We start from the raw sequence: 23,578 nt of genomic DNA on the forward strand, positions 1-23,578 counted from the left end.
ATCAATAAAGTATGAAAAATCCAAGGTTAGAATCGTTAAAAAATTACGTCGGAAAAACTTTTGAAGGCAGTCCTTCTCCCTTCGCACATTGGTTAAAAGGGAAGGTTTTAGCAGCCAGTGAAAGCGGAGTTGAATTTGAATTCACGGTACGAAAAGACATGACTAATCCCGTTGGTATGATACACGGAGGTGTTATGGCAGGAATGATAGATGATTGTATCGGGGTGAATTTCTTCGTGTTGGGATTGGAATATTTTTATCCAACTATTAATTTAAACATTGAATATTTCAGTGGTGCTCGTGAAGGTGAAATAATCAGAGTGAAAACTGAAGTAGTAAAGCTAGGTAAAACAATCATCAATATTAGAGCCGAGATTAGTAATAGTGAGGATCGAAAATTGGCTTTTGCAACTTCAAATCTAGCTGTTAGTACTATTAAAATTTAAAAAAATGAAAGAAGTATTTATTATAGCAGCAAAAAGAACTCCTATAGGTGGTTTTCTTGGTAATTTTTCAGACTTATCTGCAATAGATTTAGGTGCTACTGCTATTAAATCAACACTCGAAAGTATACCTATCCCTGTCAATGCGATTGATGCTATTTATTTAGGTAATGTGCTTTCTGCCGATTTGGGACAATCTCCAGCCAGACAGGCTGCGATTTTTGGAGGTATTCCAAATCAAGCTGACTGTACAACTGTAAACAAAGTTTGTGCAGCAGGAATGAAAGCAACTATCTTGGGAGCACAACAAATTCAATTGGGTATTGAAGATGTAGTCCTTACTGGAGGGTTTGAAAGCATGAGTAATGTTCCGCATTATGCGCACAAGCGTAAAGCAAATAAACTTGGACATGAAACTTTGGTTGATGGACTTTTAAAAGATGGCTTAACCGATGTATATAATGATTTTCACATGGGTAATGCAGCCGAATTATGTGCCAAAGAATATAATTTATCTCGTGAACAACAAGATAATTATGCTCTTGAGTCTTACGCAAAAGCAAAAAAAGCTAACGATGAAGGTAAATTCAAAAATGAAATAATTCCCATAACAATTCATCAAAAAAATGGAGATATTGTTATTGATAAAGACGAGGATATTTTTAAAATAATCCCTGAAAAAGTATCAAAATTAAAACCTGTATTTCAAGAAGATGGCACTATTACAGCAGCAAATTCAAGTAATTTGAATGATGGAGCCGCAGTTATCCTTTTAGCATCAAAAGAAGCGATTGAAAAATATCGATTGAAACCAGTAGCAAAAATTGTAGGATATGCAGATGCAGCTCAAGCTCCAGAATGGTTTACAACGGCACCTTCATTAGCAATTCCGAAAGCATTAAAGAGAGCAAATTTATCAGTGGAAGAAATTGACTTTTTTGAAATTAATGAGGCCTATGCTGCTGTTGCTTTAACAAATATTCAAGAATTAAAAATAAGTGCCAATAAGGTAAATGTTTATGGTGGAGCAGTTGCATTAGGACACCCTTTAGGAGCTTCTGGCGCTAGAATTATTTGCACATTAATTTCAGTGCTTCATCAAGAAAATGGAAAATATGGTGTTGCCTCTATTTGTAATGGTGGTGGTGGAGCTTCTGCTATTGTAATTGAAAAAATGTAGCCAAGTATAATTATTATAAGTTATTTTACAGAGATACAATTTGTAATATACATTCCAGTAACACTAACTTGGTCTTAGATTATTTAATAATCTCTTTTTACTTGCATAAAGCTGAATTAAAAAAAACGACAATTTATTGTCGTTTTTTTATTAAATACTGAATTTAAGTACAAGAGGTGATCCTAAATAATGCTGGTTATTCTTTCAAAAAATACATCTTGTTTTCTTTAGCCCATTGTTCGACTGAGGTCATCTGCACAGGTAGTTTTTCTAGTATATGGTTCATATTAGGATTAAATTTCGGTGGGAACTCTATTGAGTTTTGAAGACTTTCATAAAAAGAAGCAACTCCAGCGGCAGCAGCTTCACCTACAAATGGTTTTAATATTTCTCCAAATTCCTGAGAGGGTTGTGTATAATATGTTACACTTTCACCTAAGCCTTTGGAAAATTGTTCAGCCAATTCATTTCCTTTTAAGTTTTCTAAACCACTTATTTGAAGTGATTCTGCATTTAGATTACTATTGTAAATTGCTTCTACAACAAACGAACTAACATCTCTGGAAGCTATCCACCCAATAGGCATATCCTCAGGAGTAGGATAGGCAAGTTTCTTTTCATTTTTTACAAAAGGGGCACAAAAAGGTCCCATCATGTTTTCCATATAAATAGTAGGTTCTATTATCACATAGTTCAATCCACTATTTAAAAGATAATTTTTAATGTCTAATTTTACATCCTCTCCCTCTATACCTATTTTTTCAGGGGCTAACCAACCACTTGTATTCCATACAATCTTCTTGATTCCATTAAACTTGGCTGCATCAATTACATTTTTTGCATATTCCAATCCTTTTAATGGATCTGGTAAAGAAACAGGTACCATAAAAGCAATCGCATCTATGCCCACAGTAATCTCAAGCATCTTTTTAGCATCGCTCATATTAGCCACAATAGGCGTTGCTCCAGCATGCTTTAATTTTTCAAAACTCATTGTCGAACTTGTTGCAGCAATTACTTCCGCACCTTTTTTCATTCCTTCAGATATTACATTGAATTGTTGTGAGCCTGAAGCACCAAATACTAAAATTTTCATTTTATTTTCTTTTAATTATTATTTCCTCTTTTAGAATATTTAAATATTGCTTGTACAAAAGTATTCAAGTACTTACTTTTGTACAAGTACTTACTTAGTGGTTAAGTACATACAAAATGGTTAGAATAGTTGAATATCAATGGAAAAAAAATCAAAAATAATTTCATCTTGTGACGAAAAATGTCCAGTAAGAGCCTCATTAACACTTCTAAGTGGTAAATGGACTTTGTTGATTTTGTATCAAATCAACAAAAAAGTAATGCGTTATGGCGAATTAAAAAGAGCTATACCTGCAATAAGCGAAAAAATGCTGATTCAAGAATTGAATATGCTAGTTGAAAGCAAATTAGTCAGTAAAAAAGTATATCCCGAAATCCCCCCAAAAGTAGAGTATACTTTGACGGAATTAGGACTAAAAACGCTGCCTATTGTAGATAAATTAGCAGAATTCGGCTCAGAAAATTTAGTTTGACTATCTCGATAGAATGATTCTTTTAAAATGCACAAATACAATAAAATTAAATCTATAATTTTTTTGTTTGCTATTTTTTTAAAAAAATGAACATTGTTCAAAAATAAAACATATCTTTGTCGAATAATATTAAAATTATGAGTGTAGCAGACAGAAAAGCAAGAGAAAAAGAAGCTTTGAAAGCACTTATTCTAAAAGGTGCCAAAAAACTTTTTATAGAAAAAGGGATTGAGCAAACAACCATTAGAAACATTGCAGATGAAATTGACTATAGTGTAGGTACTGTATATGTATATTTTAAAGATAAAACTGCGATTTTGCACGACCTGCATTCTATTGGTTTTCAAGAACTAGGAAGCTACTTTCAAGAATTATTCAAAATAGAAGACCCTATGGAGCGCCTTCGTAAAATGGGTTTTGCTTACATTAAATTTGCTTTAGAAAATCAAGAAATGTACGATTTGATGTTCAACCTTAAAGCTCCGATGGAATTTCTGGAAAAATCAGAAAACGAAGATTGGAATGAAGGCGCTGCAACATTTAACCGCGTTAAAGTAACAATAGAAGAGTGCATCAATAAGGGGCACTTTAAAGGTCATAATGTAGAACCACTTTCTTTTATGGTTTGGAGTTTGGTACACGGTATGTGCTGTCTTGAAATTCGTCAAAGAACTAAAGGTGTGAAATTCAGTAATCCTGATACTATCTTATTTGATGGCTACAATGAGTATTTAAAAATAATCGATAAACTATAATTTTTTTTTGTTCAATAAAATGAACAATGTTCAATTAAAAAACAATGTAATATAAAATGAAAAAAACACTAATTCTTATCACCACTTTACTTGGATATCAAGGATATTCCCAAAGTAAGCTAGACGGCTATATTGAGGCTGGACTAAAAAATAACGAAGTCATCAAGCAACATAACTTTGACATAAATAAAAGTATGTATGCTTTGAAAGAAGCACGTGCCTTGTTTTATCCTACTGTTACCCTAAATGGAAATTATACAATAGCTGAAGGTGGAAGAACTATTGATATTCCGATTGGCGATTTACTGAATCCGGTGTACAGTACCTTAAATCAAATCACAAACTCCAACTCATTCCCTACCCTACAAAATCAGTCAGTTCTCATTAACCCTGATAATTTTTATGATGCCAAAATTCACACTACAATGCCATTGTTGAATTTTGAAATCATCTACAATAAGAGAATTAAAACCCAACAAACTTCCTTACAAACTATTGAATTGGAAATCTACAAAAGGGAATTAGTAAAGGAAATAAAAATTGCGTACTACAAATACCTACAATCTGTTGAAGGCATTAAGATTTATGAGGATGCACTCAAATTGGTTAGGGAAAATCAAAGGGTTAATCAATCTTTATTCAAAAATGACAAAATAAACCGCACCGCTGTTTTGCGAAGTGATAATGAAGTCATTCGCATCCAAGCCAATTTAGAAACGGCAAAGCAAACTAGTACAAATGCTCAGGCTTACTTCAATTTTTTATTGAACGAAAAACTGGACTCACCTATCGGCACCGATGCTAATGAAATTGTACCAAGCGATTTGGTTGTCGAAAACACAGCAAACAGAGAAGAACTTCAGAAACTAAAACAGGCAAAAGAGTTAAACGAAACCGTTGGCAAACTCACTCAATCACATTGGCTTCCAACCTTAAGTGGATTTGCAGATTTTGGTTTTCAGGATTTTGATTTTGAAGTAAATAAAGATTCCCGCTATTATTTTGCTGGACTTGCTTTGCAATGGAACATTTTTTCTGGCAATAAAAATAAATACAAACTCAAACAGGTTGAAGAGGATGCTAAAAAAATAAGTTCACAGACCGATAATGTGAGACAACAATTATTGCTTCAGTTTCAAATTTCACAGAATAATCTAAAATCAGCTTTGGAACAATTTAATGCCAATAAAAATCAAAAAGAATCGGCCAAAAAATATAACGAGGACATAACCAAGTTGTATAAAGAAGGCCAAGCCATTTACATCGAACTTTTAGACGCACAAAATCAGTGGGTAAATGCTCAATTAAATACCAATATAGCTCTTTATAATTCGTGGATAGCCTATGCGGAATTAGAGAGAGCCAATGCTTCTTTTACTTTAAACAACTAATAACAAAACAATTATGAGAAAATTAATAATTATCCTATTCGTACTCCCTTTTTTTTATGCTTGTAAAGAAGAAAAAAAAGAACAAAATCCCTTTGAAAATGCCGATGTTATTTCGATAAAAACCGCTACGGTTCAATCATTGGCTCTTACAAGCGATATAAATGCTTCGGGTTTGGTAACTACAGAAAATCAAGCCAATTATGGTTTTAAAATTGGTGGTGTTGTCCGTAAAATTTATGTAAATGAAGGTCAGTTTTTCAAAAAAGGACAACTTTTGGCGACATTAGATGAAACCGAAATCGGTTCGGGCTTGAATCAATCGGACTTGAATGTAAAAAAATACGAGCGTGATTACAATCGTGCTGTAAATCTTTACAAAGACAGCGTATATACTTTAGAGCAACTCCAAAATACAAAAACAGGTTTAGATATTGCCCGAAAACAAAAAGATGCCGTTGCTTTCAATGCACGTTATGCTAAAATTTATGCTACAGCCGACGGTTTTGTTACTGCAAAAATAGCTAATGAAGGAGAAGTAGTTGGTCCGGGTTCACCCATTTTGGCCATAAACGAAACCACAAAAAACAACAATTATTTATTAAAAGTGGGTTTAACCGACCAAGAATGGGCAGCAGTAACTATTGGTCAAAAAGCAAAAGTAACGCTTGATGGATTTCCAGATGAAGAATTTGACGCTACTATTTTCAGAAAATCACAAGCTGCTGATAGGTCGTTAGGTTCGTTTCAAGTGGAACTAAAACTGAATATGAAAAACAACAAACCAGCAGTCGGAATGTTTGGTAAAGCTCAAATTAAAGCAGATAAAGCCGAAGATTTCATCATTATTCCTTATAACTCGCTTATTGAAGCCGATGGAAACAATGCTTTTGTCTTTATCGTAGAGAACAACAAGGCAAAACGTCAAGCTGTTACGATTGCTAAATTTGAAAATAACAGAGTATTCATCAAAGATGGTCTTCGAAAAACGGATGAAATTGTAATTTCTAATAGTGCTTATCTCAACGAACAATCTACTATCAAAATCATAAAATAATAGGCTATGCAAATAACTAATTTTTCCGTTAAAAATTATCAGTTCACGCTGATTCTAGCGCTGTTAGTCGCTGTAGTAGGTGTTCTTACCTTATTTACGATGCCACGAGCAGAAGACCCGTCAACACATCCACCACAATATTTGATTACGGTTATTTATCCCGGCACAAGTCCGAAGGATATGGAAGAACAAGTGGTAAAACCTATTGAGAATAAGATTTACGGCTTAGAAAACATTGAAAAAATACTAACCACTGTAGAAGATGGTGTTGCTGCTTTTCAGGTAAAGTTCAAATACGGAGTGGATGTCGATAATAAATATCAGGAAATCTCTACCGAAATGAACGCGCTAAAAAGCAGTGAATTACCAAAAGATATTTACCAAATCAAAACCGAAAAAATCTCGTCTTCAGATGTAAAAATTCTTCAGGTAGCCTTGGTTTCTGAAAATGCTTCTGACAAAAAACTGCGTGATGAAGCGGATAAACTAAAGACAAAAATTGAAAAAATAACCAATCTTAAGGATGTAAAATACAGTGGTATTCCGGAGCAGGAAATCCGTGTGGATTTGAATTTGGAGAAATTGGCGCAGTTAAGAATACCATTGAATATCGTAATGGGAAGTTTACAAAGTGAAGCTGCCGATATTCCTGGCGGAAGTATTGATTTGGACACCAAAGTATTCAATGTAAAAACAAGTGGTAAATTCAAAAATGCCGATGATGTCGCCAATACGGTTGTTTATAATGCCAATGGAAAAATCATCTATCTAAAAGAAGTAGCTGATGTAAATTATAAATCAGAAGTAGTAAATCATATTACCAGAATTAACGGACACCGTTGCGTTTTGGTTACTGCGGGAATGAAAGACAATGTAAATATTAGTAATGTTCAGAAAGAATATTTACCGATAGTAGATGCCTTTTCTAAAGATTTACCAGCTAACATCAAACTCATAAAAAACTTTGACCAAGCCGATATGGTAGCAAGTCGTTTAGGGCATTTAGGTTTTGATTTTATTTTAGCAATTCTATTGGTTGTAATTACTTTATTGCCTTTGGGCGGAAGAGCCTCACTTATTGTAATGATTTCTATTCCTTTATCATTGGCTTTGGGTTTGATTGCAATGAATGCTTTAGGGTTCTCCTTAAATCAATTGAGTATTGTTGGATTAGTGGTTGCTTTAGGATTATTAGTTGATGATAGTATTGTTGTAGTCGAAAATATTGAACGCTGGCTTCGTGAAGGACATTCTAAAATGGATGCCGTTTTAAAAGGCACAAAGCAAATTGGCATTGCTGTTGTGGGTACTACAGCCACTTTGGTTATAGCCTTTTTACCATTAGCTTTTCTACCAGATATGGCAGGTGAATTTATCAGAAGTTTGCCTATGGCGGTTATCACGAGTGTATTGGCTTCTATGCTTGTGGCTTTAACATTGGTTCCGTTTTTAGGAAGCCGATTTCTAAAAACCCACGAACACGGAGAAGGGAATATTTTCCTTCAGTATTTGCAAAAAATTCTAACAAGAGCTTACAGAGATATTATGCCTAAAGCATTAAAATTTCCAAAAACAACTATTGCCATTTCTATATTTTTAAGTGTAATTGCCTTTGGATTGTTTTCTGTTGCCGGATTTAAATTATTCCCAACTTCAGAAAAACCAATGTTTTTAATCAATATAAAAATGCCGCTTCAAGCCAATATTTCGGAAAGTGACAGGGTAACAAAATTGGTAGAAAAAGAATTGAAAAACCACAAAGAAATTGAATATTTCACTTCCAATGTGGGACACGGAAATCCACAGATTTACTACAATGTGCATCCACAGGATAGAAAATCTGATTTTGCTCAAATTTTCGTGCAATTAGAAGAGGAAGCAAAACCTTCCGAAAAAACTAAACTGATACAAGAATTGCGCGAAAAATTTAAAACGATACCTTATGCTAAAGTCGAAGTGAAAGATTTTGAACAAGGACCACCATTAGAAGCCAACATCGTAGTACGATTATTTGGTGAAGACCAGAACGTTTTGCGCAAACTCTCTTCTCAAGTACAAACTATTTTACGAAATGAGAAAGGAACCGTTTACATCAATAACGAGTTAAACACCTATAAAACGGATGTTAAAGTCAAAATTAATAAAGAAAAAGCAAGAACATTAGGAGTACTAACGAGTGAAATTGATAAAGTAATTCGTCTGGCTGTTGCGGGTTTAACAGTTGGTGATTATATAGATGATCGTGGTGATGCAAGAAACGTGACCATTACGTTACCAAGGGATAAATTTTCTAATCTTGATGCACTGAAGAATTTATATGTGAACAATGTTCAGGGAACACCAATTGCTCTAAATCAAATTGCAACACTATCTTTTGAAACAGCGCCTACAGCCATAAACCATTTTAATAAATCACGTTTTTCAAAAGTCAGTGCGATGACAAAAGAGGGGTATTTAGCCAATGATTTATTGGTAACTATTATACCAAAACTGGATAAACTTGAAATGCCAAAAGGCTATTATTACAAACTCTCCGGTGAAAAAGAATCGGAAGGAGATTCCTTAGGTGGTAATTTTCTTGCTGTAATTATATTGAGTACGTTTTTATTCATCGCTGTTTTATTATTACAATTCAAAACATTCAAAGGAATCATCATTGTGATGTCCATCATTCCGTTAGGCGTTCTTGGAGGTGTACTATTCTTAATCGCATCAGGAAATCCAATGTCATTGGTTTCTATTATTGGCTTCATTGGATTGTCGGGAATTCAAGTCAAAAACTCCCTTCTTTTGGTTGATTTTACCAATCAGTTAAGACAAGAAGGTAAATCTATTGATGAAGCTATTGCCATTGCAGGTGAAACTCGTTTTCTTCCGGTAGTTTTAACATCAGTCACAGCCATCTGTGGTTTGATTCCGCTGGCAGTGAATCCCAATCCTCAAATATCTCCATTGGCGATTGTCCTAATTGGTGGCTTGATAAGTTCAACCATTTTGGCTAGAATTGTAACTCCTGTTATGTATAAATTGATTCCGCCAAAACTGGAAGAGCTGGAAAACAACTAATAATAATTTAGAAAAATAAAAATGAAGAAAACAGCTTTACTGATGTGCCAGATAACGATCTTGTTACGTCAAATTGCCTACCTAATGGTTATTCTGGAATACCTGTGAAGTAGGTACTTTCCCTTTGCTGCGAGGAGGTCAAGTTATACTAATCACATTGGATTTAAAGTAAAGGTGTTTTCTATCGTTTTAGAGTTTTAGTTAAATTTTTAATAAAAATAAATTAATTTTTTTATATGATGTTGAATAATGACAGATTTTTTTTCAATTTTAATAAGTAGTTTTTTGACGATTGTAAATGAGGTTAAGGCTAGTTTATATTTTATGCTGATATCATTATGTAAAATGGATAGTGCATATTTAGAATGCACCTTTTATCCTCGCAAAGAGTGATAAGTAAAATAGTTAAGCCCAGTGCCTATTATAGTTTCTGTATCAAATGTTTTATTATGATATAATTTATTTATCGCATTTTCTAAATCAACATTATTTAGATAAATATTTAAGGCTAGCGACTGTTGTATATTATCTGAAACGTCAATCTCATATCTTATTCCGATTCCAAAATAACGCTTATTGCTTCAAGCCTTTTCTTTTTCATTAATTGGTTAGGTTGAATTAGTAGGATTTGTTTTGTTTTATAACAATAATTTGAACTTTTAAACTTTTATTGCTAATTAGGATAAAATACCAACCTTTAAATTGTGAAGGTTGACAAAATTTCAGATAAATATTGTAAATCTGTCAGTATAAATAATGGCTTCTAAAATGATTGTGAAATTTAAAATTCGAAAAATATTTAAAATTCGATTGTCACAAATTTTAAAAAGTTGTATGAAAAAATTATAAAAATTCAATATAATCAAAAACACGTAGTGTATTGCAGAAACTGAAAAAATGTCATTTTTTTTGATTGGCATAATTTTGGTTTTAGACCTGAAGCGCTGATAATCAGTGTATGTTCAAAAAAATATTGTTAAACAATTTAAAAGTAAAATGTTATGAATCTTATCAAGAGAAACGGAAACCAGCTTAATGGTTTGCCACGTACGTTTTTTGATGACGTTTTTGGCCGTGAGCTTTTCAATTGGGAAAGCAACAATTTTTCAACTACAAGCACCACGTTGCCATCAGTAAACATCAAAGAAACTTCAGATAATTACGAAGTAGAAGTTGCTGCCCCTGGTTTGGACAAAAACGACTTCAAAGTAACACTTGACGGTAACCTGCTGACTATTTCATCAGAAAAACAAAATCAACACACTACTGAGCAGGAGAATTTTACTCGCAGGGAATTCAGCTATCAGTCGTTCCAGAGAAGTTTTGAACTTCCTAAAAACGTGGTCGATGAGGACAAGATCAGTGCCCGTTATGAAAATGGACTTCTCCATTTATCTATTCCAAAAAAAGAAGAGGCTAAGCAAAAACCTCCAAGAGTGATTGAAATTGCTTAATTTCGTTTTTTTACCCTTGTGCAAAGCTGCCCCTTTTAGGGCGGCTTTTATTGTTTTTTGATAAATATTCTTATTCTATGTCGTCACAATTATTCTCAGGGATAGCTGTACTTTCCTGTGTAGTTTTGTTTCTAATTTTGTTGTTGAGACGGTTTAAACAACCTTATTTTATTGCTTATATAGTATCTGGTGTACTTCTTGGGGCTAATTTTTTCAATATAATTCACGCTCCTGAAGTAGTGGCTGATTTAGGAGAAATAGGAATTGTGCTTTTGATGTTTTCTATAGGTGCCGACTTAGATTTACGCCACTTTAGCCAAAATTTTTACAAACCCTTTCTTATTGCTTTAGTCCAGATTGTGTTGAGTTTTGTATGTATATATTTAATAGGAGGGAAGGCTGGATGGTCATTTAATACAATAGTGTTGCTGTCGTTTGTAATAAGCCTGAGTAGTTCGGCAATTGTTTTTCAATATTTGGAAAGAACCGGAGAAATTAAAAGTCAGTTGGGGATTATAACTTGTGGAGTACTGTTAGTACAAGATGTACTTGTTATTCCGATGATCTTATCCCTGAATTTTCTCTCGGGTACTCATATAACTATTTTCGAGCTTGTAAAAGTATGTATAGGCGGGGTACTAATACTATTGTTCCTGAGAGCTGCAATTACGAAAAAGCTTTTTCAGATTCCTATGCGGAGAGAAATAATTGCCGATCATGATCTACAGGTATTTATTGGTTTTTGTATCTGTTTTGGAATGGCTTGGTTTAGTTCGTGGTTTGGGCTGTCTCCAGCCTTTGGGGCATTTGCAGGCGGAATTATAATTGGTCAGGATAAAGCAACACGATGGCTTGGAAAGTCATTAATTCCTTTCAGGGTTTTTTTTATGGCTTTCTTTTTTCTTGCCATTGGGCTGCAGCTTGATATCAACTTTGTCAGTAATAATGCAGGTATAATTATCATGATTGCAATCAGTGTATTAGTGATTAACAGTTTTATTAATACCATACTTTTTAAAGTTACCGGAAATAACTTGCGCGACAGTCTTTATGGAGGAGGGCTTTTGTCGCAAATAGGTGAATTCAGCTTCGTGCTGGTCACTCTCGCTGCATCACTTGGACTTGTTGACAGCTACATACATCAGATTACGCTTTCTGTTATAACTTTCACGATGCTTTTTTCAAGCATTTGGCTGACAATAATACAGCGTCTAATCTATCGATTGCCTGTTATATCAGGAGATAATTATTGAAAATTTAAAAGTTAGTTACGCTTCAGTATCATTCTGTAATCTTGTTCTCTGTTCGTATTCTCTTTAATTTTGTTCAATGTATTTTATTTAACGGATTTACAGTACTCTATTTTAGAATAATAAAAACTGATTAACCGTATTCTATTTTCCAACAATAAAAACTTATTTTTGCAACATAATTATTAACACAACCATAATATTATGTCAGATACAATCGAAAAAATTAAATGCCTTATTATTGGTTCTGGTCCCGCAGGCTACACTGCTGCTATTTATGCTGCCAGGGCAAATATGAATCCGGTTCTATATCAGGGAATGCAGCCTGGAGGTCAGTTGACAACGACAAATGAAGTTGAAAACTTTCCGGGTTATGTTGATGGGGTAACAGGTCCGGAAATGATGATCCAGTTACAGGAACAGGCAAAACGTTTTGGGGCGGATATACGTGATGGATGGGCTACAAAAGTTGATTTTTCAGGAGATATTCATAAAGTTTGGATTAACGATAAGATAGAATTGCACTGTGAAACCGTGATTATTTCTACTGGTGCTTCTGCTAAATATCTGGGACTGCCATCAGAACAGCATTATCTGAATATGGGGGGAGGAGTTTCTGCCTGTGCGGTTTGTGATGGGTTCTTCTATCGTAATCAGGAAGTCGTAATTGTAGGAGCAGGGGATTCTGCCTGTGAAGAAGCACATTACTTGTCAAAACTTTGTAAAAAAGTGACGATGCTGGTACGAAGCGAAAAATTCAGAGCTTCTAAAATTATGGAAGAACGCGTTCGTAAAACTGAAAATATTGAGATTTTAATGAATCATGACACAGTTGAAGTTTTAGGGGACGGAAATGTAGTTCACGCTATCAAAGCATTAAATAAAACTAACGGAGAAGTTATTGAAATTCCTGCAACAGGTTTTTTCGTAGCCATTGGTCATAAACCAAATACAGATATCTTTAAAGATTACATCACCCTTGACGAAACAGGTTATATTGTAAACACTCCGGGAACATCTAAAACAAATGTAGCAGGTGTTTTTGTGGCTGGAGATGCTGCCGACCATGTGTATCGTCAGGCCATTACAGCAGCTGGCACAGGTTGTATGGCAGCGCTTGATGCTGAGCGTTATCTGGCTTCTAAAGAATAAAAATTTGGTTTCAGGTTTTCTTTAAAGTTTCAATTGATTGTTAAAACTTCACCTAGAATTCCACAAATAAAAAAATCCATTCGCATTAAGAATGGATTTTTTTATTTCTACAAACCTGAAAACTGAAACCTTTATTTAAGTTTCTTAATCAATTTGGCCTCTTCACTAAAACGTGTAAGTTCTATTTTTGGTTTTCCCAAAAGCGAAACTTCGGCTTTGTCTCCAATGGCAAGTGAAATTGAATTTTCTGCCATTACGGTTCCTGTTGCATTATTTTCAGCAGTAAAATTGGCTTCTTTAATAGTAAATTTATTTCCTGTGAAAGTAGAATTGTTGTCTATACGAACACTTCCTTTTTCAGCGGCACCTTCAATGGCAGCGTTTGCTTTCTGGTATAAATCGCATTTGAATTTAATTGCTGATACCAGAGATTTTATAGAGGAATTTTTGCTTAATTGTAAAGTTGCTTCATCCGCTTTTAAATTTATTTCCGATTTGGATTTATCATCAGCAACTAAACTGAATTTCTTAGCATTGACATTCAGGAATAATTTAGAATAATCAAAACTGTTAAATGCTATATCATCTAACTGAAGTTCCTGAATAGCATATACTATGGCATCATTTTTAGTAATTACTTTTGATAATGACTTTGTATAAGTAACACGGACTGATAATTTTTTAAAAATTGTAGACGCTTTTGAAGTGTACAAACGAAGTGTTTTTTCTCTTAAATCCATTCCGATAATGTCATGTAAATTATCATCGGCTTCAATTTTTATTTCGTTTTTTTCGCCTCTTTCCAGGTAGACTTCAATATTATCATCTATTTCCAGACCATCGAAATCACCAATTTCTTTTATGGATGTGGTAACAATTTTAGAACCTTTTATTTTTTCTCTTTTTTGGGCAAAAGTTAAAGTTGTAACTAATAGTAGTAAAAACAGTACTGTATTTCTTTTCATTAATTCTAAATTTTGATTTTGACAAATATAAAAAAATCATCCACTTTTGATGAATGATTTCTTTTATATTTAACACTTAAATAGTCTTATTCATTACTAATGCTTCCTCCTGAATTTTCCGATTTTTCTATTGTTTTAGGAGATGAATCATAATTAATGCTTGCTCCGCTTGACGCATCTGCTTTTAATCGTAAAATAGGATGCACACTTATGCTGGCCCCGCTTGACGCTTCTGCTTCAACTTCGTTTGCTAATAATTTCTCTGCATTGATGCTGGAGCCGCTAGAGGCTGATGTTTTTATTTTTAATGCTTTTCCTTCTGCAGTTATGGTACTGCCACTTCCGGATTCAAAAGTGATATTGTCGGATTCAATGTTGACATCTATTGTAGAAGCACTTGACGCATCCACATGTATATTTTCTCCCTGAAGTACATTTTTGCTGTGTACAGATGAGGCGCTCGAAGCTTCGATTTTGTCAATGACCGGCATTTTTACAGTAACTTTTTTGGTCACGTTGTTAAACGAACTGAATTTGCATGATATGATCAAAGTTCCGTTTTGAACTTTTGTTGTAATTTCTTTTTGTATATTATCGTCTGCTTCAACAATAATTTCTGTAGAATCAGATTGTTCAATAACTAAATCAATAGCATTACTGACAGATACATTTTTAAAATCACCCTGAACAATTCTTTTTTCGGTAGTAACATTTCCACTGCCTTCAATTGAATTAATATTAAAATTGCATGAAGCAAATAATAATGCGGTGATAGCTGCAATAATAAATTTCGTAATATGAATGATTATTTTTATCATGGTCTTTTTTAGTTAATTTTGATAATAACTCCGTTTTTATCTGTGGTTAGTTTTCCTTTTCCTTTTTTGGCATTTAAAACTTCTTCCCCGTTGATTTTAATTGAAACTTCTTTGACAGTATCATTGGCAATAGTATCTTCTTCTACATCATTGTCATCATCTTCATCAGCAGGGCAGTTCAGACATTTTATTTTAGAACCTTCTACTTTATAGTTATAGTTGCCACTAAAGTGTAAGTTGAAAAAATCATCTTCAGAATCGTCATAATCCTGTATAGAAGCATCTGGTTTAAATAACTGACCTTCTGGTAAATATAAATACACATCTACTTCCTGACCCCTGAATTTATTTTTAATGTCTGTAAGAAAATAATTATCCAAAATTAAATAATTTCCTTTAATGGCAATGTTATAATTGATTTTTTCTGCTCTTTTTTTAGCATTCGTAAACGAGTTCCCTCTGGCGCTTTTTTCGATTTGTAAATAAGGGGCTGCCTCATCTGTATGCAAAACATGTAATCGGACATCATTTGAATAAATCAATGCGTTGTTGGCAGAATCCTGTACAAATTCAAAGTCTCTATGATGATGGTCAAGGTCTTTGGCATAATAATCATTGTATCTGAATTTTACATATAGTGTATCGTTCGGACTAATATTGATTGCTTTTTTCTCTACTGTTTTATTGTCGTATGAAATTTCCGTAGCCTGTTTGATTCCAATACTGATTGCAATGGCAACTGCAATTATCCAAATCGCTAACAGAGTATATTTTGCAATGTTTCCGATAGTTTTTGTATTTGGTGACAACAGTTTGAAACCCAAAAGCGTCAAAAAGAAAAACGGAATTCCAACAGCAAAGAACATTAATAGTCCGAATGACCAGATAGGATAATCCGTAAAATTTCCGGCTTCAATAAAGTTTTCCCAAGGGAAATCAAGAAAAATATTTGTTCCTAAAGTGAAGATTCCAATTAGTAATAATATTAAAACAGTAACTCCGGACATAATAAGAATGACTCCTAAAAATTTTGCGAAGATTTTAAAAACCGTCATGACAAAGTCTCCAAATGAGCTGCTTATTCTCTCAGCTCCCGACTTTACCTGGTTTCCCATTTTGTCATAATCTGCATTTTTAAATTTTTCAGACAATGAGTCAATCTCTTCACGAACTTTCTTTTCGATATTAGAAATGGTTACCGGCTCTCCTGTCATTTCCAGTTTCTCTGAGGTTGTAACCGCCTCAGGAGTTACAATCCATAATACAAAATATGCTAAAATCCCAGTTCCGAAACCTGCAAAAACAAATATTAAGAACACGATTTTAATCCATACAGCATCAACTCCAAAATAATGTCCTAACCCGGTAGCAACACCACCAATCATACCTTTTTCTTTATCTCGGTATAATTTTTTGTGTTTTCTGTTATCATAATTAAAAGACTGATTAACATTTTCTTCATCTTCAAGTCTGTAATCTTCAGGTTGTCCCATTACAGCAATCACCTCGTCAACATCTTTTAAGCCAACAACATGTTTTTCGCTTTTTTGTTTTTCTGTCAAAAGTTCAGAAACACGCATTTCGATATCTTTGATAATTTCATCCTGACCAGATGAGTTGTTAAGTGATCGTTTTATTGCGTCAAAATAGCGTGTCAATTTTAAATATGCATCTTCATCGATGTGAAAAAACATACCGCCTAAGTTAATATTTACTGTTTTGTTCATGACTTATTGATTTTGATTGGTGATTAGTTTTACGGCATCAGACAATTCTGTCCAGGTTCCGCTTAATTCGTTTAAAAATGTTTGTCCTATTTCGGTTAATCCATAATATTTTCTTGGTGGCCCCGATGTCGATTCTTCCCATCTGTAATGGAGTAAGCCGTCGTTTTTTAGTCTGGTTAAAAGAGGGTAAACAGTTCCCTCAACAACTAATAATTTTGCGTTTTTTAAAGTGTCTAATATTTCAGAGGTATAGGCATCTTTTTCTTTTAGTACCGATAAGATGCAAAACTCAAGAACACCTTTGCGCATCTGTGCTTTTGTGTTTTCAATGTTCATAATTTCATTTCATTTTTTTTTGATTGAACAATTCGTTTTTTGATTGATGATGATTTGATTGATGATTGATTTTTTCAGGAGCTGCTTCCTGCCATCCGCTTTATCTTTTACTGACTAAAGAAGCCAGAAAAAGGATGCCGCTTCTGTCAGGGCTAGGGTCCCGGTTTAGCTATAACCTTTAACCTTTAATGATTACTTTATAAAAGGAATCGTTAGCGGATATTGGTATAATTCTCCGTTTGACGCTTTTATAGAAGCATAAATCACTAAAAAGAATTCAACAAATTTTAATAATCCAAAAAGAACAACTGCTGTAATTCCGACACTTAGAAGCCCGATGTTTCCTTCGAAGTTAAAATTTCTAATTACAAAATTTTCGTTGTACAGGAATGCTTCAATTGGAATGTTTTGTAAAACGACTGCTACAAAAATCGGAATGGCAATAAGTGCTAAAATCAAAGTGTAAAGCAATAAGCTCAACTGAAAGTTTAAAGCCTGTTTTCCGTGGTGATCTGTAAATTCAGATTTATCTTTATAGCTCGTCCAGATGATAAGCGGAAAAATATAATTTCCAAACGGAATAATGTACTGACTTAAGATACTCAAATGAGTAAATGCTGCTGTATTCTTTTCTGATGTTTTTTCCATGATGAGTGGTGTTGATGTTTCCATGATTAAAAGTATATAGTAATTTCTTATGCAAATATATGTTTAAAAAACAGTATCATGTTTTACATAGTACCAAATATTAACATATTTTTAACAAAAAAGAAATTTGTATTTAAACGGTAATTAGTTAAAAATCATTCTCATGTATTGGTTTTATTGGAGTTTTTAGAAAGCATACTCAATTTATTGTGCGTGCATAGTTTTTTTGTATTTTTACATAAAAAATAGATCAGATGGCAGTTTCAGTTTCTAAACTCAATAAATTTGTGTTATTCAAATTACCTTCAGCCTACTTTTGTGGAGTACGCGTAAAAGATATAAACGAAAACAGTTGTACAGTAACCGTAAAACACAGATGGATTAATCAAAATCCTTTTAATTCGATGTATTTTGCTGTTCAGGCAATGGCAGCAGAATTAACAACCGGAGCTTTGGTAATCTCACAAATTCAGGAAAGTGGGAAAAAAATTTCAATGCTCGTTGCTAATAATAAAGGAAACTTCAGCAAAAAAGCCACGGGCAGAATTACATTTGTCTGCAACGACGGGCATTTAATTGCAGATGCTATCAGGAAAACCATCGAAACTGGAGAAGGGCAGACGTTCTGGATGAAATCCAAAGGGACAAATGAAGAAGGTGTTCAGGTTTCTGAAATGGATTTTGAGTGGAGCGTTCGTTTGAAATGATTTTATAAATAAGCCTAAATAAAAAAAAGACCTCAATTAAGGTCTTTTTTGTTGAAATACAATTTGTATTATTTTTTTGTACAACAGGATTTTTTTTCTGTTGCAGATTTTTTGCAGCAAGATTCTTTTTTTGCTTTTTCTTTCGTTGGTTTTGTTTCCTGAGCCTGAAGACTAATGGTAAACAAGGCGATTGCTAATACGGTAAATAGTTTTTTCATTTTTTTTAGTTTAATTGTTGTTTATCTAATGTTTTGTCTTGGTCAAATATAATAAGTTTTAGTTTTATACTAATAAATACTCTGTTAATGTAATCTTAATCATAAATTATAATTTTAAGTTTCTCAATCGCAAAGCATTTACGATTACCGAAACAGAACTTAGACTCATAGCTACTGCTGCCAGCATAGGTGAAAGTAAGATTCCTGACAACGGAAATAAAATTCCTGCTGCAATTGGAACGCCCAAAGTATTGTAGATAAAAGCAAAAAATAAATTCTGTTTAATATTTGACATTACAGCATGGCTGAGTTTTTTAGCTTTTACGATTCCGTTCAAATCTCCTTTTACTAAAGTAATTTTAGCACTTTCAATCGCAACATCAGTTCCTGTTCCTATTGCAATTCCGATATTGGATTGCGCTAAGGCAGGTGCATCATTGATTCCGTCTCCGGCCATTGCCACAACTTTTCCTTCAGCCTGAAGACGTTCAATTTCTTTCAACTTATCTTCCGGAAGACAATCGGCTTTGAAAGAACTCAAATGCAACTGACTGGCAACGGCTTTTGCTGTATTGTGATTATCTCCTGTTAGCATAATCACTTCAACGCCTTGATCAGTTAGTTCTTTAATGGCTTTTGTACTGTTTTCTTTTATGGCATCTGTAATGGCAACGAAACCTAGAACGTCTTTTTCTATTGAGATATAAGAAATAGTTTTTCCTAAATTCTGTTCAGTAGTTACTTTTTGTTCTAAATCAGTAGAAACAGAGGCACCCATTTCATCCATCATTTTTTTGTTTCCTAAAGCAACTTTTTTTCCTTTGATAGTTCCTAAAACACCTTTTCCTGCAATAGTTTCAAAAGCATGAACTTCTTCTAGTAAACTATTTTTTGCTTTAGCGAAATCGACTACGGCCTGCGCCAAAGGATGTTCGCTATGTTGATTTAAAGAGGCAATGTTTTGAAGAAGAAAATCCTCGTCATTATTTTTAGCATAGATTTTTTCAACTGATGGTTTGCCTTCGGTAATTGTTCCGGTTTTATCAGTTATCAAAACATCCATTTTATTCATGTTTTCTAAAGCCTCGGCATTTTTAATCAAGATTCCGTTTTGTGCACCTTTTCCAAGACCTACCATAACCGACATTGGAGTTGCTAATCCAAGTGCGCAAGGACAGGCAATAATTAAAACCGCAATGGCGTTAATCAATCCGTAAACATAAGCGGGGTCGGGACCGAATTTCGCCCAAATAAAGAATGTCAAAATCGAAATAAAAACGACCGTCGGAACAAAATATTTTGAAACACGGTCAGCCAATTTCTGAATTGGAGCGCGGGAACGGCTCGCATCATTTACCATCTGAATAATTTGTGAAAGCATCGTCTCTGAACCTACTTTTTCAGCCATCATCACAAATGATTTTGTTCCGTTTATCGTTCCCGATATTACAACGTCTCCAACTTTTTTATCTACCGGAATTGGTTCTCCCGTAATCATCGATTCGTCGATAGTGCTTTCACCTAAAGTTATTTTTCCGTCAACCGGAATTTTTCCTCCTGGTTTTACCCGTAATAAATTTCCTTTTTGAATGTTGTGAATTGAGATTACTTCGTCGTTTCCGTTTTTAACTAAAGTTGCTTCAGTCGGGGCTAATTTCAATAATTCTTTTATTGCGCCGTTTGTTTGTCCGTGTGCTTTGGCTTCCAATAATTGCCCTAATAAAACTAAAGTGATAATAACAGTTGCAGCTTCAAAATACAAGTGAATTGTTCCATGATGTGATTTGAATTCCAAAGGAAAAATATCTGGAAACAACATTCCGACAATGCTAAATAAGAAAGCGACACTGGTTCCAATTCCGATTAGTGTAAACATATTTAATTTCCAGGTGGCAATCGATTTATAAGCACGTATAAAAAACATCCATCCCGCATAGAACAAAACCGGAATCGAAAATAAAAGCTGAACCCAATTCCATTTTTCAACGGACATGATATTATAAAGCGGATTATTTGGAATCATTTCTGACATTGAAATAATGAAAATAGGAAGCGTAAACAAAATCGCAATTTTCATTTTTATCAGTAAATCAGAATAAGTTTTATTTTTTTCGCTTTCAGAAGCCTGCATCGGAACTAAATCCATTCCACAAATTGGACAGTCGCCTGGTTCGCTTGAAACGATTTCTGAGTGCATCGGACAAGTAAATTGTGTCGCTGTTATGACAACTTGTGGAACTAAATCCATTCCACAAACCGGACAGTCTCCAGGTTTATCATATGTTTTGTCACCTTCACAATGCATGGGACAATAATAAATGCTCTTTGCACTATTTTGGTGGCCTTTTTTAGTTTCTGTTTTATGATGATTATGTTCGTGATTCTCTTTTTTGCCCGAACAGCAGGATTTTGGTACTTCGCCGTGATTTTTGGGAGAATCCATTTGAATTGTATAATTGCCTGCGGCGGCTAAAACTTCCTGAAATTTTTCTGTCGGAACATGCTTTTCCATTGTAATCGTCGCCGTAGGTGGATTCAAAGTTACTTCTGCCTCAATGCCTTCGATTTCATTCAAAGTTTTTTCTACTTTGGTTCGGCATCCGTTGCAGGACATTCCTGAAATTATATATTGATGAGTCATTGTATTGATTTTTAGTATTACAATGCAAATTTCCGAAGTAAATCCGATTTCAGTTTGTATAATTTTGTGAATGATTTGTAAGATTTACTAAAGTATTTGTTTCACGCAGATCTGGCAGATTTAAGCAGATTTTTTCATTACTTTGGATTTAGGAGCGAAGTTTTTTAAGCGTTTGTATTAATCTCGCAAAGGCGCAAAGTTTTTTAAATAAAGATAAGTCAACAAAATTCTAAAGTTTTAACCCAGATTCTGTAGATTGAGCAGATTTGATTTGCAAATTAATAGCTGCATAAATCTTTTAAAATCTGCGTGAAATAAAACTTTGTGGCTTTAGCGACTTTGGCAGAGATTATATATGCTCAATCTGAATGCGCTTTTTATCTTTTGATTGTTTGAAAAAAGTAGGCGTAAAGCCTGTGATTTTCTTGAATTGATTACTCAAATGCGCCACATTGCTATAGTTCAGAGTATCTGCAATTTCACTTAATGAAAGCTCATTATAGATCAATAACTCTTTTACTTTTTCAATTTTCTGACTGATGAAATATTTCTCAATCGTGATGTTTTCAATTTCCGAAAACAAATTACTCAGTGAATTATAATCCTGATTTAAGTTTTCAGCTAAATAATCAGACATGTTAACTTTAAGATTGTTGTTTTTATGATGAACTAAATCGATGATTAAGTTTTTTATTTTTTCGACGATTTTTGTTTTTTTATCATCGATCAAATCAAAGCCTAAAGCTTGCAGATTGACTAATAAGACTTCTTTTTGCTCATCGTTTGGTTCTTCTTTTAATTCAACTTCACCAAGTTCAACCCAAACAGTCTGAAGTCCGAGTTTTTCCAATTCAGCTTTCACCACCATTTTGCATCTGCCGCAAACCATATTTTTAATATATAATTTCATTTTTTTTATTTAATGAGTCCGATACTAATGCTAATGTTTTTATGGGAAGATGAAATTTATCTTCTTCAAACTTAATCCTGAATAAGCCCTTTTAAACTGTTTTAGTTTAGGCAAATTCTATATCACAAATTTACAATTTGTTTTGCTTTAGATGGTGGTAATTTTGCAGTATAAATTTTCCCCGATTTATAGTATATCAAAATAAAAAAAATCTTATTGCGCTCTCATTAGGAGGTTTAACTATTGGAATTACAGAATTTGTGATGATGAGATTACTTCCCGACATTGCTTCAGATATTAGGGTTTCCATTCCGGTTGGCGGATACTTAATTTCGGCTTATGTACTTGGAGTTGTTATTGGTGCGCCTTTAGTAGTCATATTAGGGCGTAATTTCCCTCCCAAAAAGATGCTTTTAATTCTAGTTTTGATGTTAACGCTTTTTAATGCACTTTCAATTATTGTAGCCAATTATAACTTTTTATCTGGTTCCAGATTTCTTTCCGGATTGCCACATGGTGCTTTCTTTGGGGTTGGAGCGGTAGTCTAAAGCTGTTTGGTGGATAAAGGAAAGCAAGCTCAGGCAATTTCGATTATGTTTGCAGGATCAACACTGGTTAATGTAATTTCTCTGTGATGCATGCTTTAGAAAAAAACGGAGGTGTGAACATGAAGACTCAATTGAAGTTTTTAAAAAAAAAAGAAGTATGGTTAACTATTGGGATCACAGCAATTGGTTTTGGAGTTCTGTTTGTATGGATAAGTTATATTGCTCCTTTATTAATTAATATTTGCGGGTTTTACCTAGAGATGTGTCTTATATAGTAATTTTAGTAGGTTTAGGAATGGTTGTTGGAAATCTTGCAGGAGGTAAATTAGCTGATAAATATTCGCCGGCATTAACTGTAATGGCCTTGTTGTGTATAATGGTTGTTGATTTACTTATGGTTTACTTTTTATCTTATAATCAATACTTGTCATTAATTTTTACGTTTTTAACAGGAACCATTTCTTTTTTGGTTATGGCTCCCGTTCAGATGTTAATGATTAAGATGGCTAAAGATGGTGAAATGATAGCTTCAGCATTACTTACAGGTAAGTTTTAACATAGAAAATGCTTCAGGGGCTTTTTTAGGCGGTTTGCCTTTAGCAGCGGCGTACAGTTTTGCTACACCAAACCTTGTGGGTGTAGGGATGGCAATTACTGGAATGATGATAACTTTTACGGTAATACAAAGCATTAAAAAACAAGTTAAGTTTCACAAGATTGATAAATAAATTGATCTTTAAGTAAATA

General features: G+C 33.8%; 22 protein-coding genes. 13 read left to right on the forward strand and 9 right to left on the reverse strand.

Features of this window, described 5'->3' with window-relative positions; translation table 11 throughout:
* Positions 1–11 precede the first annotated feature (11 nt).
* Complete coding sequence (locus tag ACNC7R_RS04385) at positions 12–446, forward strand: PaaI family thioesterase (RefSeq protein WP_417939764.1); 435 nt, start codon at positions 12–14, stop codon at positions 444–446.
* A 4-nt stretch (positions 447–450) separates the two neighbouring features.
* Positions 451–1,623 carry an acetyl-CoA C-acyltransferase gene (locus tag ACNC7R_RS04390; RefSeq protein ID WP_417939765.1) on the forward strand — a complete coding sequence of 391 codons (1,173 nt, stop codon included), beginning with the start codon at positions 451–453 and terminating at the stop codon, positions 1,621–1,623.
* 196 nt (positions 1,624–1,819) lie between these two features.
* On the opposite strand, the gene ACNC7R_RS04395 is transcribed toward ACNC7R_RS04390, so the two are convergent.
* Positions 1,820–2,719: an NmrA family NAD(P)-binding protein gene (locus ACNC7R_RS04395; protein ID WP_417939766.1), complete on the reverse strand. Its 900-nt coding sequence runs from the start codon at positions 2,717–2,719 to the stop codon at positions 1,820–1,822.
* 139 nt (positions 2,720–2,858) lie between these two features.
* Between ACNC7R_RS04395 and ACNC7R_RS04400 the strand changes: the two genes are divergently transcribed.
* From ACNC7R_RS04400 to trxB, 8 genes are all read left to right on the forward strand, one after another.
* Positions 2,859–3,191, forward strand: coding sequence for a winged helix-turn-helix transcriptional regulator (locus ACNC7R_RS04400; RefSeq protein ID WP_417939767.1), 333 nt, complete (start codon positions 2,859–2,861; stop codon positions 3,189–3,191).
* Positions 3,192–3,328: 137 nt separating this feature from the next.
* The gene (locus tag ACNC7R_RS04405) at positions 3,329–3,946 is read left to right on the forward strand and encodes a TetR/AcrR family transcriptional regulator (RefSeq protein ID WP_417939768.1); all 618 of its coding nucleotides are present in this window, start codon (positions 3,329–3,331) and stop codon (positions 3,944–3,946) included.
* A gap of 56 nt (positions 3,947–4,002) precedes the next feature.
* Positions 4,003–5,337 carry a TolC family protein gene (locus ACNC7R_RS04410; RefSeq protein WP_417939769.1) on the forward strand — a complete coding sequence of 445 codons (1,335 nt, stop codon included), beginning with the start codon at positions 4,003–4,005 and terminating at the stop codon, positions 5,335–5,337.
* 13 nt (positions 5,338–5,350) lie between these two features.
* Positions 5,351–6,391, forward strand: coding sequence for an efflux RND transporter periplasmic adaptor subunit (locus ACNC7R_RS04415; RefSeq protein WP_417939770.1), 1,041 nt, complete (start codon positions 5,351–5,353; stop codon positions 6,389–6,391).
* A gap of 6 nt (positions 6,392–6,397) precedes the next feature.
* Positions 6,398–9,457 carry an efflux RND transporter permease subunit gene (locus ACNC7R_RS04420; protein WP_417939771.1) on the forward strand — a complete coding sequence of 1,020 codons (3,060 nt, stop codon included), beginning with the start codon at positions 6,398–6,400 and terminating at the stop codon, positions 9,455–9,457.
* A gap of 1,001 nt (positions 9,458–10,458) precedes the next feature.
* Complete coding sequence (locus tag ACNC7R_RS04425; protein WP_417939772.1) at positions 10,459–10,911, forward strand: Hsp20/alpha crystallin family protein; 453 nt, start codon at positions 10,459–10,461, stop codon at positions 10,909–10,911.
* A gap of 77 nt (positions 10,912–10,988) precedes the next feature.
* Positions 10,989–12,164, forward strand: coding sequence for a cation:proton antiporter (locus ACNC7R_RS04430; RefSeq protein WP_417939773.1), 1,176 nt, complete (start codon positions 10,989–10,991; stop codon positions 12,162–12,164).
* Between the two features lie 201 nt (positions 12,165–12,365).
* The gene (gene trxB, locus ACNC7R_RS04435) at positions 12,366–13,313 is read left to right on the forward strand and encodes a thioredoxin-disulfide reductase (RefSeq protein WP_417939774.1); all 948 of its coding nucleotides are present in this window, start codon (positions 12,366–12,368) and stop codon (positions 13,311–13,313) included.
* Positions 13,314–13,444: 131 nt separating this feature from the next.
* Here the strand turns inward: trxB and ACNC7R_RS04440 are convergent, their stop codons facing one another.
* From ACNC7R_RS04440 to ACNC7R_RS04460, 5 genes are all read right to left on the reverse strand, one after another.
* Positions 13,445–14,278: a GIN domain-containing protein gene (locus ACNC7R_RS04440; protein WP_417939775.1), complete on the reverse strand. Its 834-nt coding sequence runs from the start codon at positions 14,276–14,278 to the stop codon at positions 13,445–13,447.
* 86 nt (positions 14,279–14,364) lie between these two features.
* Entirely contained in the window at positions 14,365–15,096 is a 732-nt protein-coding gene (locus ACNC7R_RS04445) for a head GIN domain-containing protein (protein WP_417939776.1), read from the reverse strand.
* An 8-nt stretch (positions 15,097–15,104) separates the two neighbouring features.
* Positions 15,105–16,823, reverse strand: coding sequence for a PspC domain-containing protein (locus tag ACNC7R_RS04450; protein ID WP_417939777.1), 1,719 nt, complete (start codon positions 16,821–16,823; stop codon positions 15,105–15,107).
* A 3-nt stretch (positions 16,824–16,826) separates the two neighbouring features.
* Positions 16,827–17,159, reverse strand: coding sequence for a PadR family transcriptional regulator (locus tag ACNC7R_RS04455; protein ID WP_417939778.1), 333 nt, complete (start codon positions 17,157–17,159; stop codon positions 16,827–16,829).
* 192 nt (positions 17,160–17,351) lie between these two features.
* On the reverse strand, positions 17,352–17,831 hold the full coding sequence (locus ACNC7R_RS04460; RefSeq protein WP_417939779.1) for a DUF4870 domain-containing protein: 480 nt from the start codon (positions 17,829–17,831) through the stop codon (positions 17,352–17,354).
* Between the two features lie 230 nt (positions 17,832–18,061).
* Here ACNC7R_RS04460 and ACNC7R_RS04465 point away from each other — a divergent pair, with 230 nt between their 5' ends.
* A complete protein-coding gene (locus tag ACNC7R_RS04465) occupies positions 18,062–18,514 on the forward strand; it encodes a DUF4442 domain-containing protein (RefSeq protein ID WP_417939780.1) in 453 nt (150 codons plus the stop codon).
* Between the two features lie 68 nt (positions 18,515–18,582).
* Here the strand turns inward: ACNC7R_RS04465 and ACNC7R_RS04470 are convergent, their stop codons facing one another.
* The 3 genes from ACNC7R_RS04470 to ACNC7R_RS04480 form a co-directional block, all read right to left on the reverse strand.
* Positions 18,583–18,732, reverse strand: coding sequence for a hypothetical protein (locus ACNC7R_RS04470; RefSeq protein ID WP_417939781.1), 150 nt, complete (start codon positions 18,730–18,732; stop codon positions 18,583–18,585).
* A 106-nt stretch (positions 18,733–18,838) separates the two neighbouring features.
* Positions 18,839–21,373, reverse strand: coding sequence for a heavy metal translocating P-type ATPase (locus tag ACNC7R_RS04475; RefSeq protein WP_417939782.1), 2,535 nt, complete (start codon positions 21,371–21,373; stop codon positions 18,839–18,841).
* 349 nt (positions 21,374–21,722) lie between these two features.
* A complete protein-coding gene (locus ACNC7R_RS04480; protein ID WP_417939783.1) occupies positions 21,723–22,283 on the reverse strand; it encodes a helix-turn-helix domain-containing protein in 561 nt (186 codons plus the stop codon).
* Between the two features lie 266 nt (positions 22,284–22,549).
* Here ACNC7R_RS04480 and ACNC7R_RS04485 point away from each other — a divergent pair, with 266 nt between their 5' ends.
* Entirely contained in the window at positions 22,550–22,831 is a 282-nt protein-coding gene (locus ACNC7R_RS04485; RefSeq protein ID WP_417939784.1) for an MFS transporter, read from the forward strand.
* A gap of 262 nt (positions 22,832–23,093) precedes the next feature.
* Entirely contained in the window at positions 23,094–23,387 is a 294-nt protein-coding gene (locus tag ACNC7R_RS04490; RefSeq protein ID WP_417939785.1) for a hypothetical protein, read from the forward strand.
* Positions 23,388–23,578: the final 191 nt, after the last annotated feature.

Source organism: Flavobacterium adiutor, from assembly GCF_048282555.1.
Classification (GTDB): Bacteria; Bacteroidota; Bacteroidia; order Flavobacteriales; family Flavobacteriaceae; genus Flavobacterium.